General features: G+C 53.2%; 12 protein-coding genes. 2 read left to right on the forward strand and 10 right to left on the reverse strand.

Annotated features, from left to right (window positions below; translation table 11 throughout):
• Positions 1-58: 58 nt before the first annotated feature.
• The 3 genes from fusA to rpsL all read right to left on the reverse strand — a co-directional run bounded on the left by fusA (position 59) and on the right by rpsL (position 3,170).
• A complete protein-coding gene (gene fusA, locus FXY30_RS06375; protein WP_071705824.1) occupies positions 59-2,152 on the reverse strand; it encodes an elongation factor G in 2,094 nt (697 codons plus the stop codon).
• Positions 2,153-2,169: 17 nt separating this feature from the next.
• The gene (gene rpsG, locus FXY30_RS06380) at positions 2,170-2,640 is read right to left on the reverse strand and encodes a 30S ribosomal protein S7 (protein WP_071705825.1); all 471 of its coding nucleotides are present in this window, start codon (positions 2,638-2,640) and stop codon (positions 2,170-2,172) included.
• 116 nt (positions 2,641-2,756) lie between these two features.
• Positions 2,757-3,170, reverse strand: a complete 414-nt coding sequence (rpsL, locus tag FXY30_RS06385) for a 30S ribosomal protein S12 (RefSeq protein WP_066923336.1) — start codon at positions 3,168-3,170, stop codon at positions 2,757-2,759.
• Positions 3,171-3,707: 537 nt separating this feature from the next.
• Between rpsL and FXY30_RS06390 the strand changes: the two genes are divergently transcribed.
• On the forward strand, positions 3,708-3,890 hold the full coding sequence (locus FXY30_RS06390) for a hypothetical protein (protein WP_147659389.1): 183 nt from the start codon (positions 3,708-3,710) through the stop codon (positions 3,888-3,890).
• A gap of 589 nt (positions 3,891-4,479) precedes the next feature.
• Positions 4,480-5,055 carry an MntP/YtaF family protein gene (locus FXY30_RS06395; protein ID WP_071705826.1) on the forward strand — a complete coding sequence of 192 codons (576 nt, stop codon included), beginning with the start codon at positions 4,480-4,482 and terminating at the stop codon, positions 5,053-5,055.
• Between the two features lie 108 nt (positions 5,056-5,163).
• On the opposite strand, the gene FXY30_RS06400 is transcribed toward FXY30_RS06395, so the two are convergent.
• The 7 genes from FXY30_RS06400 to rpoB all read right to left on the reverse strand — a co-directional run bounded on the left by FXY30_RS06400 (position 5,164) and on the right by rpoB (position 17,511).
• Positions 5,164-5,475, reverse strand: coding sequence for a glutaredoxin domain-containing protein (locus FXY30_RS06400; protein WP_071705827.1), 312 nt, complete (start codon positions 5,473-5,475; stop codon positions 5,164-5,166).
• Positions 5,476-5,557: 82 nt separating this feature from the next.
• Positions 5,558-6,352: an ABC transporter ATP-binding protein gene (locus tag FXY30_RS06405; RefSeq protein ID WP_071705828.1), complete on the reverse strand. Its 795-nt coding sequence runs from the start codon at positions 6,350-6,352 to the stop codon at positions 5,558-5,560.
• Positions 6,345-7,379 carry an ABC transporter permease gene (locus tag FXY30_RS06410; RefSeq protein ID WP_197675357.1) on the reverse strand — a complete coding sequence of 345 codons (1,035 nt, stop codon included), beginning with the start codon at positions 7,377-7,379 and terminating at the stop codon, positions 6,345-6,347. The genes FXY30_RS06405 and FXY30_RS06410 overlap by 8 nt, the downstream gene beginning before the upstream one ends.
• 79 nt (positions 7,380-7,458) lie before the next feature.
• Complete coding sequence (locus FXY30_RS06415; RefSeq protein WP_071705830.1) at positions 7,459-8,556, reverse strand: ABC transporter substrate-binding protein; 1,098 nt, start codon at positions 8,554-8,556, stop codon at positions 7,459-7,461.
• A 56-nt stretch (positions 8,557-8,612) separates the two neighbouring features.
• Positions 8,613-9,644, reverse strand: coding sequence for an ABC transporter substrate-binding protein (locus FXY30_RS06420; RefSeq protein ID WP_071705831.1), 1,032 nt, complete (start codon positions 9,642-9,644; stop codon positions 8,613-8,615).
• A gap of 389 nt (positions 9,645-10,033) precedes the next feature.
• Positions 10,034-13,720, reverse strand: a complete 3,687-nt coding sequence (gene rpoC, locus FXY30_RS06425; RefSeq protein WP_071705832.1) for a DNA-directed RNA polymerase subunit beta' — start codon at positions 13,718-13,720, stop codon at positions 10,034-10,036.
• 14 nt (positions 13,721-13,734) lie between these two features.
• On the reverse strand, positions 13,735-17,511 hold the full coding sequence (gene rpoB / locus FXY30_RS06430) for a DNA-directed RNA polymerase subunit beta (protein WP_071705833.1): 3,777 nt from the start codon (positions 17,509-17,511) through the stop codon (positions 13,735-13,737).
• Positions 17,512-17,669: the final 158 nt, after the last annotated feature.

The raw sequence follows: 17,669 nt of genomic DNA on the forward strand, positions 1-17,669 counted from the left end.
ACGGAACATTATAGAACAGATGGCAGAAAATTGCCACTATTCCCCCTGCACAACGCAATTACTCGTTGCGCGATTTCGTGACTTCCTCCGCAATGCTGTCGGGCACTTTTTCATAGTGATCGAACTGCATCGAATAGGTCGCGCGTCCCTGCGTCTTGGAGCGCAGATCCGTCGCATAGCCGAACATTTCGGAAAGCGGAATGTAGGCGTCGACCACCTGAACACCGGCGCGCGTGGACATCTGTTCAATGCGCCCGCGTCGGGACGACACGTCGCCCATGACATCGCCCAGGTATTCTTCCGGCGTGAGAATCTCCACTTTTTGCAGCGGTTCCAGCAGTGCCGGTTTTGCCTGTTTCATTGCGTTTTGCATCGCCATGGAACCGGCAATCTTAAACGCCGTCTCCGACGAGTCGACCTCATGGAACGAGCCGTCGTAGATCTCTACGTCCACATCTAGCACCGGGAATCCTGCAACAGGACCGCTCTGACATGCTTCCTGAATACCCTGAATGGACGGGTTGATGAATTCCTTCGGAATGGATCCGCCGACGGTGACATTGTGTACCACGATGCCCGTTCCCGGCTCGCCCGGTTTAATGCGAATGCGCACGTCACCGTATTGACCGTGACCACCGGACTGGCGCACGAACTTGCCCTGTGCTTCTGCCTGTGTCGTGATGGATTCACGGTAGGAAACCTGCGGATTGCCGATGTTCGCTTCGACTTTGAACTCGCGCTGCAGACGATCGACAATGATTTCCAAGTGCAATTCGCCCATGCCGGCGATAATGGTCTGTCCGGTTTCCGCGTTCGAATACGTCTTGAAAGTCGGATCTTCTTCTGCCAGCTTTGCGAGCGCGATGCCCATCTTCTCTTGCGAGGCGCGGGTCTTCGGTTCAATCGCAACGGAGATAACCGGCTCCGGGAAGGTCATCTGCTCCAGCACGATCGGATGATCCTGATCGCAGAGCGTGTCGCCCGTTCCGGTGTCTTTGAGGCCGACCGCGGCGGCAATGTCGCCGGCCTGCACAACCTCAATCTCCTCGCGTTTATTCGCATGCATCTGCAGAATACGGCTCAAGCGTTCGCGCTTGCCCGTCGTCGAATTGTAGATATAGCTTCCGTTCTCCACTTTTCCGGAATACACGCGGAAGAAGCAGAGCTTGCCCACGTAGGGGTCGGTCATGACCTTGAAGGCCAGAGCCGAGAAGGGCTCATCCACATCGGCTTCGCGATGAATGAGTTCCTCGTCCTCGGTACCGTTTTTCGTTCCGGTTACCGGCGGGATGTCCAGCGGACTGGGCATGTAATCGACAATCGCATCGATCAGGAACTGCACGCCGCGATTCTTATACGCCGATCCGCAGAGTACCGGGAAAATCTTCTGTTCCAGCGTACCCGTACGGATGGCTTTGCGGATCATTTCTTCGCTGATGGGCTCTTCTTCAAGATACGCCATCGCTAAATCGTCATCGACCTCGGAGAGTGCCTCCAGCATATTGGCACGCATCTCTTCTGCTTGATCTTTCAGATCCGCCGGAATGTCCTCATCGGTGATCTCTTTACCGAGATCGTCATGATACACTTCGGCGCGCATGGTGACCAGGTCGATGATGCCCACAAATTTGTGCTCTGCTCCGATGGGCAGCTGTACCGGCAATGCGTTCGCCTTCAGCTTGTCGTGAATGGTATCCACGGACATTAAGAAGTCAGCGCCGGTGGCGTCCATTTTGTTGATGAAGCACATGCGCGGAACGTGATACTTGTCTGCTTGACGCCACACCGTCTCGGATTGGGGTTCTACGCCGCTTTTTGCGTCGAACAGCGCCACCGCGCCGTCCAGCACGCGCAGAGAACGTTCAACCTCCACAGTGAAGTCAACGTGTCCCGGAGTGTCGATGATGTTGATACGATTCGTTACGCCGTTACGCGGCCAGAAGCAGGTGGTTGCAGCGGATGTAATCGTAATGCCGCGCTCTTGTTCTTGCGCCATCCAGTCCATCTGTGCAGCACCTTCGTGCGTATCACCCATCTTGTGAATTTTTCCGGTATAGAACAGAATGCGTTCCGTGACTGTCGTCTTACCGGCATCAATATGGGCCATGATACCGATGTTACGAATATCTTTTAAAGGTGTATGTTCTGCCAATGAGAACCTCCCCGCGATTAATAGCGGAAGTGCGCGAATGCCTTATTCGCGTCCGCCATGCGGTGCATCTCTTCTTTACGGCGCACGCTGGCACCGGTATTGTTAAATGCATCCACCAGTTCACTACCTAAGCGCTCTTCCATGGTTTTTTCTCCGCGTGTGCGGGCAAAACCGACGATCCAGCGCAATGCGAGCGTCTGACGACGGTCGGGACGAACCTCCATCGGCACCTGGTACGTCGCACCGCCGATACGGCGGCCTTTGACTTCCAGCACCGGCATGACGTTCGCCAACGCTTTACGATAGATTTCGAGTGCTTCCTGACCGACTTTTTTCTCTGCATATGCAAAGGCGCCATAGACAATGCGCTGGGCCAGTCCTTTTTTGCCGTCCAACATGACCGTGTTGATCAACTTCGATACGGCCACGTCATTATATCGGGGATCCGGCATGATCTCCCTTTTTGGAATATGTCCTTTTCTTGACACTTCTCTTCCCTCCTTATCATCCATAGGGATGAATGGTACTCAACCGCCGCTTATCGACGGCTGCCGTGCACAAGAAAACCAGAAGGTTCGCGTATGCACTTTCGTCTCGTGTTTACTTACTTGCTAGATTTCTTTGCGCCGTATTTCGAACGAGCTTGCTTACGGCCTTCAACGCCGGACGCATCCAATGCGCCGCGGATGATGTGATAACGCACACCAGGCAAGTCTTTGACACGACCCCCGCGGATCAGCACAACGCTGTGCTCCTGCAGGTTATGACCGATACCGGGAATGTAAGAAAGGACTTCATAGCCGTTGGTTAAACGTACACGAGCCACTTTACGAAGCGCCGAGTTCGGCTTCTTCGGGGTGACTGTACGCACCGACGTGCACACGCCGCGCTTCTGCGGCGACTCCACCGGCGTCTGGCGGTTCTTCAACGTATTGAAGTTGAATCCCAACGCAGGCGTATTCGTCTTCTTTCGTTCCGAAAAACGTCCCTTACGGATCAGTTGATTAATTGTCGGCATACCGTTCCTCCTTCTTTTTATATTTTCCTCTTCGGAATGTGGGCTATTGGCCGGGATGGTTGCCTTCTGTCCACATAGTGTTTCGTAACACGGCTTTTCGTGGCACGGCTTTTCGTAGCGCTGCTTTTCGTAGCGCGGCTTTTCGCCGCGCAGCGTCGTATCGTGCCACTTCGTTGCGCACTTTGCACCGTTGCTTCCGATTTGAAGGCAAAATTCGGAAAATAACCTTAGACAGTATATCAGTCGTTGGAAACCGCGTCAAGATGCGCTTTCATCCCCTTCTGTGCGCCATCGGCAATGCGCCCCGACAGTCTTCCTTGCGCCGCCGACTTCTCCTCGGTAAGTGGAACGTGAAAAGCCTGATCCCGGCTCGTCGAAGATGCGGCGCGCGGAAGGCTGTCGGGGTGCTGGGTGTGGCAGGCTGTCGAAGTGCTTGGGTGCGACAAACAATGGATGCCGAGGCGAAGTAGGAATTGTGAGCGAAGTGTGTTGCGGTGAGTGAGGAGGCCGTGAAGCAAACGGGCGAAATGAGCCGCAGTGATCAAGAGCACCAATAGGGTGCGGGAACTCGGCGGTGCGCCGCTGGAAATACCGTTGGCGGCGCGGTTTGAAAAAACGCCGGCCGCAGGCCGGCTCCATATTGACGCCTGTAGAGTGGAATCGCTAAAAATAGAAAACCACTCTACGCTTGTGCGTAAATTTGTAGAGTGGAATCGCTGAAAACGAAAAACCACTCTACACTTGCGCCTATGACTGTAGAGTGGAATCGCTAAAAATAGAAAACCACTCTACGTTAATACGTGCACTTGTAGAGTGAAATTGCTGAAAATGAAAAAACACTCTACGCCTGTGCGTAAACTTGTAGAGTTGATTTGTTTAAAACTGAAAATAACTCTACGCCTGCGCACAAAATTGTAGAGTGGAATTGCTAAAAGTCGAAAATGACTCTACAGCCGATCGCACACCTGTAGAGTCGAATCGTTGAAAATAAAAAAACACTCTACACCAGCTACACCAGTTCGAACATCTGTAGAGTGGAATCGCTGAAAGCGAAAAACCACTCTACAGCAACTCGCGCAAATATAGACAGGAGTTCAAGCTCGGGCAACCACACACAACATTGCTCCCTAGCGCCTGCAGGAGTATGATAAAAGCAGTTCCATAAGATGATGGTGAGGCTTCACTCCCCTATCATCCGAATGAAATCGCTCTGCCAAAGCACTTCAGCGGCGCAGCGATTATACAGGCGCATCGGCTACGATGGAATCTATGTGGTTAATTTCAATGGATGAATCAGGAGGAAATGACGATGAAAACAACACGCAACAACATTCTGTATTATGCATCCACCGCCCTTATCATTGAGACGGCTATCTCACTGGGTTTTGCCCTCTTGGTCTCCCTCTTCGGCGGCATTCTGGCTTCTTGGCTTAACCGCGGAAACGATGTAGGCGGCTACTTTTTAGGCGCATTGGGATTTTCTATATTTTGGCTCTCCCTGCTGGCGATTGTGCTCAGTCTTGCCTATTTCTACGCAGGCTTCGCCGGACGAAAAAATGCGGATAATCCGCAAGTGGGCAGCCGGCTATTTATTTTCGGCATCATCATGCTCGTCATATCCGCCATTTCCATTCTGATGAAATTCACCTTTTTATCCCTGGTTCATTTGGTCATCGTCGCCCTATATGCGGTCGGCGCGTATGAATTAAAAACCGGCAAGATGCTGCTGTCACAATACTTCGGACAAGCTCCGAAGGTGGATATGGATAAGTTTGATATGGATAAGGTTGATATGGATAAGGTTGATATGGATAAGGTTGATATGGAAAAGCTCGATATGGATAAGGTTAATACGAATATAAATGAGATGGATAAGGAGCAATAACGTTCCAAACCATTGTCACGCTATGTAGCGCATAACCAGAAAACGGATTGTCTCCTGCCCTGAAGACAATCCGTTTTTTTTGCAATCCGATCCACAAGGAAAAGACGTTCAGCACCCGTCCGGTCCGCAAATCCCCGGGGAGGGCACCTCTTCTTCTCGATCTGCCTGCAAACGGGAGGCATCCCACCCGTTGACATCAAACAAAATCGATCCGTCGGAAAAGAGGAAGCATGGGATGCCGATCTTGCCCTCTTCCTTAATGGGCTTGAATTCCTTTCGCGTATCCCGAAGGTGGAGAAATTCTTTCAAGCTCGTCGTGTTTGCTGTGATGTCCACAGCATCGTACGATACTCGCCGCTCTTCAAGAAGCTCTTCTGCCTGTCGGCAATCCGGGCATATCCTTGAAAAATACATTTTCATGTCATCCCTCCCTTTTTTCCACACGCTGCACCAGCAATACGCCGCCAGCAACGCCAAAGCCCGCACAGCGCAAAACACCGCTCTACGACAACAGAAGCGTATCGCTCTCCGCACCCGTGGCCGATACTTCGCGGAACTTCTCAAGCAAATCATCCACCGTCAATCTCGCCTTTTCTTCCGGACCGACATCATAAAGAATGCGTCCGCGATCCAGCATGAGCAGGCGATTGCCCATGCGCAACGCATCGCGCATGTTGTGCGTGATCATGAGCGTGGTCAGGTGGTCGCGGCGCACGATGCGATCCGTAATGCTAAGGACGGTGGCCGCTGTGTTGGGATCAAGCGCCGCCGTATGCTCATCCAAAAGAAGCAGCTTCGGCTTTTGCAGAGTGGCCATCAAAAGAGTCAACGCCTGGCGCTGACCGCCGGATAAAAGAGAAACCTTCGTTTCCATGCGATCCTCGAGACCGAGGCCGATCTCTTTGAGCAAGGTGTAATAGCGTTCCCGCTCTCCCTTGGCAACGCCCCAGCGCAAGGTGCGGCGTTTGCCGCGACGAGCGGCAATGGCGAGATTTTCCTCGATTTGCATGCTGGGAGCCGTTCCCACCATAGGATCCTGAAATACGCGGCCCAAAAAGCTGGCCCGTTTGTTTTCCGGAAGACGCGTGATATCTATGCCGTCCAAAAGAATCTGACCGGAATCAATGGGAAAGGAACCCGCGATGGCGTTCAAAAGGGTGGATTTTCCTGCACCGTTGCCACCGATGACGGTGACAAAATCGCCGTCGTTCAAGGTGACGGAGATCCCGTTTAAGGCGCGCTTCGCGTTCACCGTCCCGGGATGAAAGGTTTTATATACCTGTTGAATTTCAAGCATCGCGCTCTCCCTTCTCCGTTGTCGTTAACGAGTTTTCCTTCTCGGACGAGACGCTTGCTACAGACGAAGTCTCCGATCCGAACGCCGTTTCCGCCTCGGACGCCGTGTCCGCCCCGGACGAGGCCGCCGGCTGCGGTCGAAACAGCTGCATCTGCCGTTGCCAGTAGGGAACGGCCAGGAAAATGGCGACAATGGCAGCGGAAATCAGCTTCAAGTCATTGGTGTTGAGACCAAACAACAAAACAATCTGCAAAATCAAGTAATACGTGATCGAACCGATGGCCACAGCCAGCATTTTCAGCGCGAAATTGACAAAGATGCGCCCGAAAAGTACTTCACCGATAATGAGCGCCGCCAGGCCGATGACGATGGCGCCGCGTCCCATATTGATATCGGATGCGCCCTGATATTGGGCCAGCAAAGCGCCCGAAACGGCAACCAGACCGTTGGAAAGAGCGAGACCCAAAATGATGTTGCGCTTGGTGTCGATGCCCTGTGCGCGCGCCATGATGGGATTCGAGCCCGTGGCACGAATGGCGCTTCCGCGCTCGGTGCCGAAGAAGTAATACAATACGACAATGACGACGACAACGAAAAGGGCCGTTAAGAAAAGCGGATTTTGCAGCGACAGCTCGCGCACATAGCGCTGGGAGACGATGAGATCATATTTATCCACGCCAAGCGGCTGATTGGCCTTCCCGCCCATGATGCGCAGGTTGACCGAATAGAGGGCCAGCTGCGAGAGAATACCTGCTAAAATGGCCGGAATTCCGCAACGGGTATGCAAAAAGCCGGTAACGGCTCCGGCAACGTAGCCTACAAGAAAGGCCAACGCGAGCGCCGGCCAGGGCGAAAAGCCGCCACGCATGAGCATGACCATGGTGGCGCCGCCGGTGGCAAAGGAGCCGTCCACGGTCATATCCGGAATATCCAGAACGCGAAACGACAAATAGACCCCGATGGCCAGAATGGCCCAGATGAGCCCTTGACTGATGGTCCCGGGCAATGCATTTAGAAGTACGGACAATATGTCCCCCTTTCCTTGGTTTCCCAACGCTGCGGACGGAACCAAAATCTCGACCGCCTGCGGCAAGGCCGCTTCCTTCCTACTTTGAGGAATCCGCTGTTCCGTCGATGATCTCGTAGCCTTGCGGGATCTTGACACCCAGCGCCTTTGCGTTTCTTTCGTTGATTTTCTTCTTGATCTCTTTGGCCGAAGCGATGGGCATCTTCGAGATAGATTCTTCACCACGAAGCACCTTGGCGGCCATCTCTCCGGTCAACTCGCCCAGCTTATAGTAATCCACCGCGATCGAAGCCACGCCGAGCACCTTGGCCGACTGCTCTTCCGCCGCGATCATGGGCTTTTTCGCCGGCAAGACGATGTTTGCAATGGCTTCGGCATTGGAAGCGGCGACGTTATCCGTCGGCATGTACAGAATATCTGCTTCCGCGACAGCTTTTTGTACCACCGGCTGCAGATCGTTGGAATCCGTAAAAGAGTAGCCCTTCACGTCATACCCGGCTTGCGTAAGCAATTCCGTCATGTTCTTCACCTGAAATACGCTATTCGCCTCTGAAGAGGAATACAGGATGCCGACGGTGTGCTTTCCCGGAAAGAGATCCTTGAAAATTTCCACTTGTTGATCAAACGGCGCAAGGTCCGTCGTGCCGGAGACGTTGGTTCCGACCGTCCCTTGAAAATCGGGAATCTCTAGCGCAGAGGCATAGTCCGTCACCGAAGTGCCGAGTACCGGAATGGTTGCCGTTGCGGCAGCTGCGGATTGTAGCGGTGCCGTGGCATTGGCCAGGATGAGATCCACGTTTTGGGCGACAAAGCCGTTGATGATGGTCGAAACCATGGCCGTTTCGCCGGAGGCATTCTGCAAATCGAATGTCACCTTGTCGCCCAGTTCCTTTTTGAGGGCATCCTCAAAGCCCTGCGTCGCTTTGTCCAGTGAGGGGTGCTGTGCCAATTGGGCAATGCCGACTTTCCAGGGGCCTTGCGGATTCACGGAAACCGCGGAGGTATCTTTGTTGCTTGCGCTCTCGCCGGAAGAAGCGGCTGTACCCGCGGAAGAGTCGGACGGGGCTTTTGTCCCGCAAGCGGTAAAGACGAAAAGCAGTGCAATGAGCCAAAGGGCGTTTTTCCAAGCAGATCGCCGGGATGTCACAGAATACTCGTCCGAAATGGAATAGTTCATGATGTTCTCCTTTATTTATACGTCCGTAAGGACGTTGACGCAGCGCATGTGATGTTCTATTGCGCCTTTGGCTCCGACAGCTCCTCGTACCCTTCCGGGATGGTCAAGCCGAGCGCCTCGGCATTCTTGCGATTGACCATCTTCTTGGCCGAAGGGGCATATTCTATCGGCATATCCTGAATCTTCTTTTCTCCACGAAGAATGGCCGCCGCCATTTTTCCGGTTGCCCGACCGAGCTCTTCATAATCGATGGATACCGTCGCTATGCCAAAAACCCTTGCCGGCTCTGCTTCCCCAGTAATCACCGGACATTTTGCCGGCAAAACGATGTTGGCAATGGCTTCGGCATTGGAGCTGGCGACGTTATCCGTCGGCTCGTAGAGCACATCGCTCTCGGCAACCGCTTGGGTTACCACTGCCGGCAAGTCGTTGGAATCGGTGAAGGAAAAGGGCTTTACCGTATATCCCATCGCGCTTAAGCGCTTGGTCATCTCCTGCACCTGGAAGACGCTGTTCGCTTCGGATGTCGAATAGATGATGCCCACCGTTTTTGCATTCGGGAACCATTCGTGCAGCACTTCCGCCTGTTCATCCAGCGGCGCCAAATCGGATGTGCCGGAGACGTTCGTGCCGATGGTGCCGTTAAAATCCTTCAGTTCCAGAGCGGTCGCGTAATCCGTGACGGACGTACCCAGAATGGGAATGGTCGATGTTGCGGATGCCGCTGCTTGCAACGGAGCGGTGGCGTTGGCCAAAATCAGGTCGGGGTTTGAGGCTACAAAGCCATTGACGATGGTGGTAACATTGGCCACTTCACCGGAGGCATTTTTGACATCAAAGGTCACCGCGTCGCCGAATTGCTCTTTCAGTTCTTCCTGAAAGCCGCGTGTCGCGCTGTCCAAAGCAGGATGTTGCGTCAGCTGGACAATTCCGATGTGATAGGTTTTCCCCTCTTTCGTGGTTGTCTGCGCCTCGCTTAGCTTTCCGCTATCCGCAGAGGTTGCCGGGCTGTCGTTTGTCTTGGCGCATGCGCTAAAAACAAGCGCCAGCGCCAGCAAAAAGCTGAACATCCAAAATCGCTTTTTCATTGTCTTTCCTTTCCGTTTCCTGCGCCATCCTTGCGCATTTCCCGGCGCGGACGAACCAATTTCCTTTTGGTCCGGACAAATCGCATTTTCGGCCCCAACGAACCAAAAAAGCGGCTCGTCCGAAGACCGAGCCGCTTTCGTCGACCACTCTTCCTCGGACGTTACCGCACACAAAAATAGGTAAAGTAAAAGTAGGTAAAGTCCGATGCGAAAACAGAGAGAGCCGCTTGGGCAGAAAGAGCTTGCTGCGCGTTATTCATCAAATTCCGATTGTTCATCGTCTTTTGCATTTTGCTCCCTCTCCATTCGTTTTTCTAACCATAGCGGAAAACGGAAGAAAATGCAAGGCTTTCTCTCGCATTTTCTTCCGCAGATAGCTATTGATTCTCTTATTCCGTTACTGTGTCGGTCTCGGCTTCATCCGTCGTGCCGGCAACGTCGACATCGTCTTCCCGCGCGTCTGTGGCGCCGCGACGCAACGTGTCGATGTCTTCTCCCTCATCCTCATCATCAATCGAAACCGGTTCGTCGTCGGCAAGAAAGTCGTTTTTATGCGCTTTTAAGCCGGCGATGCGATCCAAATCTTCTTCCATACCGTCATAGGTGATGCCGCTCTGGCGGTAGGATTTCATGCCTGTACCGGCAGGAATGAGCTGACCGATGATGATGTTTTCCTTGAGGCCGCGCAGATCATCGACCTTGCCCTTGATGGAGGCATCGGTGAGCACACGCGTCGTTTCCTGGAAAGAAGCGGCACTGAGGAACGAATCCGACGCGATGGAGGCCTTCGTGATGCCCAAAATCTGATATTCGAAGGAGGCCGGTGTCTTGCCCTGCGCTTCCAGCTTCTCATTTTCAATGGCAACGAGACGCTGGTTCACCATTTGTCCCGGTAAGAAATGGGAATCGCCGGAATCGGTCACGCGCACGCGCTGGAGCATCTGTTTAATGATGATCTCGATGTGGCGGTCATCAATGTCAACACCCTGAATACGGTACACCTTTTGGACTTCACGAGTAATATAGTCCTGCACCGCCTTCACGCCGAGAATTTCCAGAATATCATGCGGATTCAGAGAGCCTTCCGTGAGACGAGCACCCTTCTCGATGACGTCGCCGTCATGCACCACAATGGTCGTGCCGAACGGAATGGCATAGGTTTCCTGATGTCCGTCCTCTGAGGTAACCACGACATCCTGACGCTTCTTGTTGTCCTGAATTGAGACAGTACCGCCGTTTTTGGTGATGGTCGCAAGTCCCTTCGGCTTACGCGCTTCGAAAAGCTCCTCCACACGCGGAAGACCTTGGGTAATTCCGGTACCGGCAATGCCGCCCGAGTGGAAGGTACGCATCGTCAGCTGCGTACCCGGCTCACCGATGGACTGTGCGGCGATGATACCGACCGCTTCCCCGATGTCGACCGTCTTGCCTGTAGCCAGGTTGCGGCCATAGCACTTAGCGCAGACCCCGTGTACAGCATTGCACTGCAATACCGAACGCACCTTAACTTCCTGAATGCCGGCATCCACCAGCGCATCCGCGATGGTTTCGGTAATCACTTCGTTGTGTCGTACCAGCAATTCGCCCGTAGTCGGATGCAGAACATCTTCAAAGCTCGTGCGGCCGACAATCCGGTTCTTAAGCGATTCAATCTTCTCATTGCCTTCGCGAATGTCCGAAACGGTAATGAAGCGGTCTGTTCCGCAATCCTCTTCCGTGACGATGACATCCTGGGATACATCGACGAGACGACGCGTCAAATAGCCGGAGTCCGCCGTACGCAACGCGGTATCGGAAAGGCCCTTGCGCGAGCCGTGCGTGGAGATAAAGAACTCTTGCACGGAAAGCCCCTCGCGGAAGTTGGCGCGAACCGGAATTTCAATGGTTTTACCGGTGGCCGTCTGCATCAACCCGCGCATGCCTGCCAGCTGGCGAATCTGCTTCATGGAACCGCGGGCGCCGGAGTTCGCCATGATGGCGATGGAGTTTTGCGGATCCAGCGTTTTCGTGATGGCTTTTTCGACATCGTCCGTGGCCTTTGTCCAGGTATTGATAACAAATTCGTAGCGTTCGTTTTCGGAAATCAAACCGCGGCGTGCCATGCGGTCATAGCTTTCCACGTCCTTTACCGCCTGATCGAGGATGTCCTTCTTCTCTTCCGGAATATGCACGTCGTTCATGGATACCGTCAAGGCACCAATAGTGGAATAGCGATAGCCGGTGGACTTGATATAGTCCAAAAGGCGAGACGTGCGAATGTTTCCGTGCTTGCGATAGCAGCGATCGAGAATATCGGTCAACATCTTTTTGTCGACCAGCATATCAATTTCGAGACCGTAGGGATCTTCCTTGCGATTGACGTAGCCCAGATCCTGCGGAATCCCTTCATTGAAGATGAAGCGACCAACCGTGGATACCACAGCTTTTCCATGATCCTCCGCATTCAGGCGGCACTTGACCGCCACCGGCGAATGCAGCGTGACATAGTGATTCGCCAGTGCCTTATTCATCTCATCGAGATCTTCATAATAGGCGACAGGCTCTTTGCTGCTCGGTTCGGCCGTCAAATAATAAGAGCCCAACACCATATCCTGCGTCGGCGTAGTAATCGGCTTACCGTCTTTAGGCGCCAAAATGTTGTTCGTCGACATCATGAGCAGGCGAGCTTCGGTCTGTGCCTCGGAAGACAGCGGCACGTGAATCGCCATCTGGTCGCCGTCGAAGTCGGCATTGTAGGCGGTGCAAGCCAGCGGATGCAGCTTGATGGCCTTGCCTTCGACTAATACCGGTTCAAAAGCCTGGATGCCCAAACGGTGCAGGGTCGGGGCGCGGTTTAAAAGCACCGGATGATCTTTGATGACCTTTTCCAACGGTCCCCACACGTTCTCATCCTTGCGCTCGACCATCTTTTTGGCATTCTTAATATTGTGGGCCAGCTCCTGTGCCACCAGTTCTCGCATGACGAAGGGCTTGAACAATTCCAGCGCCATGTCTTTCGGCACGCCGCACTGATAGAACTTCAAATTCGGGCCGACAACGATAACGGAACGGCCGGAATAGTCCACGCGCTTGCCGAGAAGGTTCTGACGGAAGCGACCGGTTTTCCCCTTTAACAGATCGGAGAGACTCTTCAAAGGACGATTGGATGCACCGGTGACCGCTTTGCCGCGGCGACCATTGTCGATTAAGGCATCCACCGCCTCTTGCAGCATGCGCTTTTCATTGCGCACGATGATGCTCGGCGCACCGATGTCCAACAGACGTTTTAAGCGGTTATTGCGGTTGATGACGCGACGATAGAGATCATTGAGATCGGAAGTCGCAAAGCGTCCGCCTTCCAGCTGCACCATCGGGCGCAGATCCGGCGGCATAACAGGAAGTACCGTCAGGCACATCCATTCCGGACGATTGCCGGAGCGCAGAAATGCCTCGACGACCTCCAGACGACGCAGAGACCGTACACGTTTCTGTCCGGTGGCCTCTTCCAATTCGAGAGTCAACTGACGCTGTTCCTCTTCCAGATCGACCTCTCGCAACAATTGCTGTATCGCCTCGGCGCCCATCTTGGCGACAAAGCCGTCGCCGTACTGCTCGTAATAGCGATTGTATTCATCTTCGCTGAGCAGCTGTTTTTTATACAGGTCGCCCTCGGCTTCGCCCGGATCCAAAACGACATAGTTAGCAAAATACAGCACCAACTCCAGTGCCTTCGGGCTCATGTCGAGAAGCAGACCCATGCGGGAAGGAATCCCCTTGAAATACCAGATGTGTGAAACCGGCGTGGCAAGCTCAATATGACCCATGCGCTCACGGCGTACCTTGGATTTTGTGACTTCCACACCGCATTTTTCACAGATTACGCCTTTGAAACGGATGCGCTTATATTTTCCGCAGTTACATTCCCAGTCCTTCGTCGGTCCGAAAATCTTTTCACAGAACAGGCCGTCTTTTTCCGGTTTCAACGTACGATAATTGATCGTTTCCGGCTTTTTGACCTCTCCATGCGACCAGGAACGAATCTTCTCGGGAGAGGCGATCTGAATTTTAATTGCATCAAATGCATTGGTTTGTTTCATGTTGATGGCCTCCTCTATTCCTCATCCTCATCGGCGTCCTGAATGGAAAATCCGAGCGCATTGAAAGCGTCCTCATCTTCCTCGACATCCTCTTCATCCAACTCGTATTCTTCATCGTCGGACGTTGGCAGATCATCGTCATCCGCACGATGCAGGAAGGAGCGCGGCGCTTCTTCATTTTGGCGTTCATCCAAATCATCAATTTGAGAGAAGCGGGTGACGTCGTTAATGTCGTTGAGAAGCGTTACCTCTTCGCCCGCATCATCCAGCAACTTGATATCCAACGCCAACGACTGCAATTCCTTAATTAACACCTTAAAGCTCTCCGGAATGCCCGGTGTCGGGATGTTTTCGCCCTTAACAATGGCTTCGTAGGTGCGCACGCGGCCGGTGACATCATCCGACTTCACCGTCAGCATTTCCTGTAATGTATGGGAGGCACCGTACGCTTCCAACGCCCAAACTTCCATTTCCCCGAAACGCTGTCCGCCGAACTGCGCTTTACCGCCAAGCGGCTGTTGTGTAACCAGCGAATACGGGCCGGTGGAACGGGCATGAATTTTTTCTTCGACCATGTGATGCAGCTTGAGAATGTACATATAGCCGACCGTCACTTGGTTGTTAAACGGTTCGCCGGTACGGCCATCACGAAGCTGCAGCTTGCCGTTGATCGGATAGCCCGCCTTGGTCAGCGCTTCTTCGATATCTTTATCGGATGCGCCGTCAAAAACCGGCGTCGCGACTTTCCAGCCCAATTTCTTAGATGCCAAACCGAGATGTACTTCGAGCACCTGACCCAGGTTCATACGGGACGGAATACCCAGCGGATTCAAACAGATTTGAATCGGCGTGCCGTCCGGCAGGAACGGCATATCTTCTACCGGCAAGATGCGGGAAACAACGCCCTTGTTGCCGTGACGTCCGCACATCTTATCGCCGACCATGATCTTGCGCTTGGTTGCGATATAGACGCGCACCACTTCGTTAAGGCCGGGTGCCAGGTCATCCCCGTTCGCACGGGAATATTTTTTCACATCCACGACGATGCCGCTTTCCCCATGCGGTACCTTGAGCGAAGCATCGCGCACTTCGCGCGCTTTCTCGCCGAAGATGGCACGCAACAGGCGCTCTTCCGGAGACAGTTCCGTTTCACCCTTGGGTGTGACCTTACCGACCAGAATATCGCCGGCCACCACCTCGGCACCGATGCGAACAATGCCGTCTTCATCCAAATTGCGACGCATATCTTCGCCGACATTCGGGATGTCTCGCGTGATGTCTTCCGGACCCAGCTTGGTTTCACGCGCTTCACAGCTATGTTCTTCGATATGGACCGATGTCAGCGTATCATTGATCACGAGCTCTTCATTGATGAGCATGGCGTCTTCGTAGTTGTATCCTTCCCAGGTCATGAACGCGATGAGAATATTCTTGCCTAATGCGATTTCCCCTTCATCCGTGGACGGGCCGTCAGCAATAATTTCACCCTTTTCGACCAGGTCTCCTTCTTTTACAATGGGACGCTGGTTAAAGCAGGTTCCCTGGTTGGCGCGGCGGAACTTGAACACTTTGTAGCTCTTCTCTTCACCGGATTCTTTACCGCGAATGACGATGTGATCGGCATCTACCTTGGTAACCGTTCCGGATTCGGTAGCCGTAATGACCACGCCGCTGTCCAGTGCCGCCTTATGCTCGATGCCCGTGCCGATCATAGGCGCTTCCGTCTTGATCAGCGGCACCGCCTGGCGCTGCATGTTCGTTCCCATGAGGGCGCGCGTCGCGTCATCATTTTCGAGGAAGGGAATCATGGCCGCGCCGACAGAAACAATCTGCTGCGGCGAGACGTCCATGAACTGTACAATTTCACGCGGATAAATATCGTTGACAGCATTGATACCACGGCCGGAAACGCGCTCATTGATAAAATAGCCGTTTTCATCCAAGGGCTCGTTGGCCTGTGCCTTGATGTAATGGTCTTCCTGATCCGCGGTCAAATAGGCGATTTCATCGGTCACGCGGCCTGTTCCGCGTTCAACCTTGCGATACGGCGTTTCGATAAAGCCGTATTCGTTGATACGTCCATATGTCGTAAGCGACGTAATGAGCCCGATGTTCGGACCTTCCGGCGTCTCAATCGGGCAAATACGACCATAATGGGAATCATGCACGTCGCGCACTTCCGCGCCGGCACGATCACGGGAAAGGCCGCCCGGTCCGAGCGCCGACAAACGGCGTTTATGGGTCAATTCGGACATGGGGTTGGTTTGGTCCATAAACTGCGAAAGCTGTGACGAACCGAAGAATTCTTTGATGGCTGCCGTAACCGGACGCACGTTCAGCAAGCTCTGCGGCGTTGCCAGATCGGGATCTCCGGTTGTCATGCGCTCTTTGACCACACGCTCCATGCGGGAAAGACCGATGCGGAACTGGTTCTGCAGCAATTCTCCGACGCAGCGAACGCGACGGTTGCCCAGGTGATCGATGTCGTCCACATTGCCTACACCGCTGTACAGATTGAGCTGATAACTGAAGGTCGCCAGAATATCCGCGATCGTGATATGACGCGGGCTGATTTCTTGACGTTGTTTTTTAAGATACGCCGACTTCTTCTCGACGGTGTCGTATTCCTCGGGATGCGCTTCGAATTCGGCAAGCACCTCCTGCATGGCAGGCCAATACAGCTTTTCGCTAAAGCCCAGTGCCGGAAAATCCACGCCTTTTAACTGCTCTTCAAAAGCCTGATGGTCGGTAAAGTGGTTGCCCACCACGCGCACGGTTTCTTCCTGTTCGGCATCGGCATAAATATCAACGATGTTGATTCCGGCATACTCGATCTCCCGTGCCAAATCTTCATCAACCGCCTGTCCTTTGGAGCCGATGATTTCGCCGTCTTCGCTGATAGCATCCGCTGCCAATACATGGCCGACGATGCGATTTGCTACGGTCAGTTTCTTATTAAAGGTGTAACGCCCCACCTTGGCCAGATCGTAGCGGCGGGGATCAAAGAATAAATTATGGATCAACGGCTCGGCGGATTCGACCGAGGCTAAATCGCCCGGCTTCAACTTGCGGTAAATCTCAATCAGGGCATCTTCGCGTGTGCGGGAAATTTCCTTTTCCAGCGTGAGGCGCAGTGCTTCGCTATCTCCCAGCACTTCGCGCATCTCCTCGTCGGTTTCAAAAAGAAGCGCACGAATGAGCGTCGTGGCCGGCAATTTGCGCGTGCGGTCGATGCGGATGTTCACAACGCCATGCGCATCGTTGTCGTATTCCAGCCAGGCGCCGCGATTCGGAATCACCGTGGAGGATACCATCACATTTCCGGATTTATCAAAATCTTTCGCGTAGTAAACGCCCGGAGAACGAATGAGCTGGGAAACAATTACGCGCTCTGCGCCGTTAATAATGAAAGTGCCGGATTGCGTCATCATCGGAATATCGCCAAGGAACACTTCCTGTTCCTTGACATCCAAAATCTCGCCTTCATCAATCTTGATCAGACGCACTTTCACTTTCAGCTTGCGCGCATAGTTGACATCGCGCTCTTTGCACTCTTCTACAGAATATTCCGGCTCTTCATCAAAATAGTAATCAACAAAATCCAACACGAGCTTGCCCGCATAATCGCGGATGGGCGAAATGTCTTCCAAGACCTCGCGCAAGCCTTCTTTCATAAACCATTCGAAACTGTTCTTCTGAATCGCCAACAGATTTGGAAAATCCAAAACCTGTGGAATACGCGAAAAGCTCTCGCGATTCGTGCGACCATACGATTGAGTATGATTATGCATAAACACCCCTTCTTTACCGCAAAACGAAAAAAACCGGATCCAATAAACTATGCTATGAGACAGCTTCAAATTTTAGCACAACAAAAGAACCCCTGTCAAGGCACGCCGGGGGTTAACTCGTAAAAACGAGCGGAAATTCAAAATTCTTTTATAGGATA

The organism is Murdochiella vaginalis, from assembly GCF_902381775.1.
Classification (GTDB): Bacteria; Bacillota; Clostridia; order Tissierellales; family Peptoniphilaceae; genus Murdochiella; species Murdochiella vaginalis.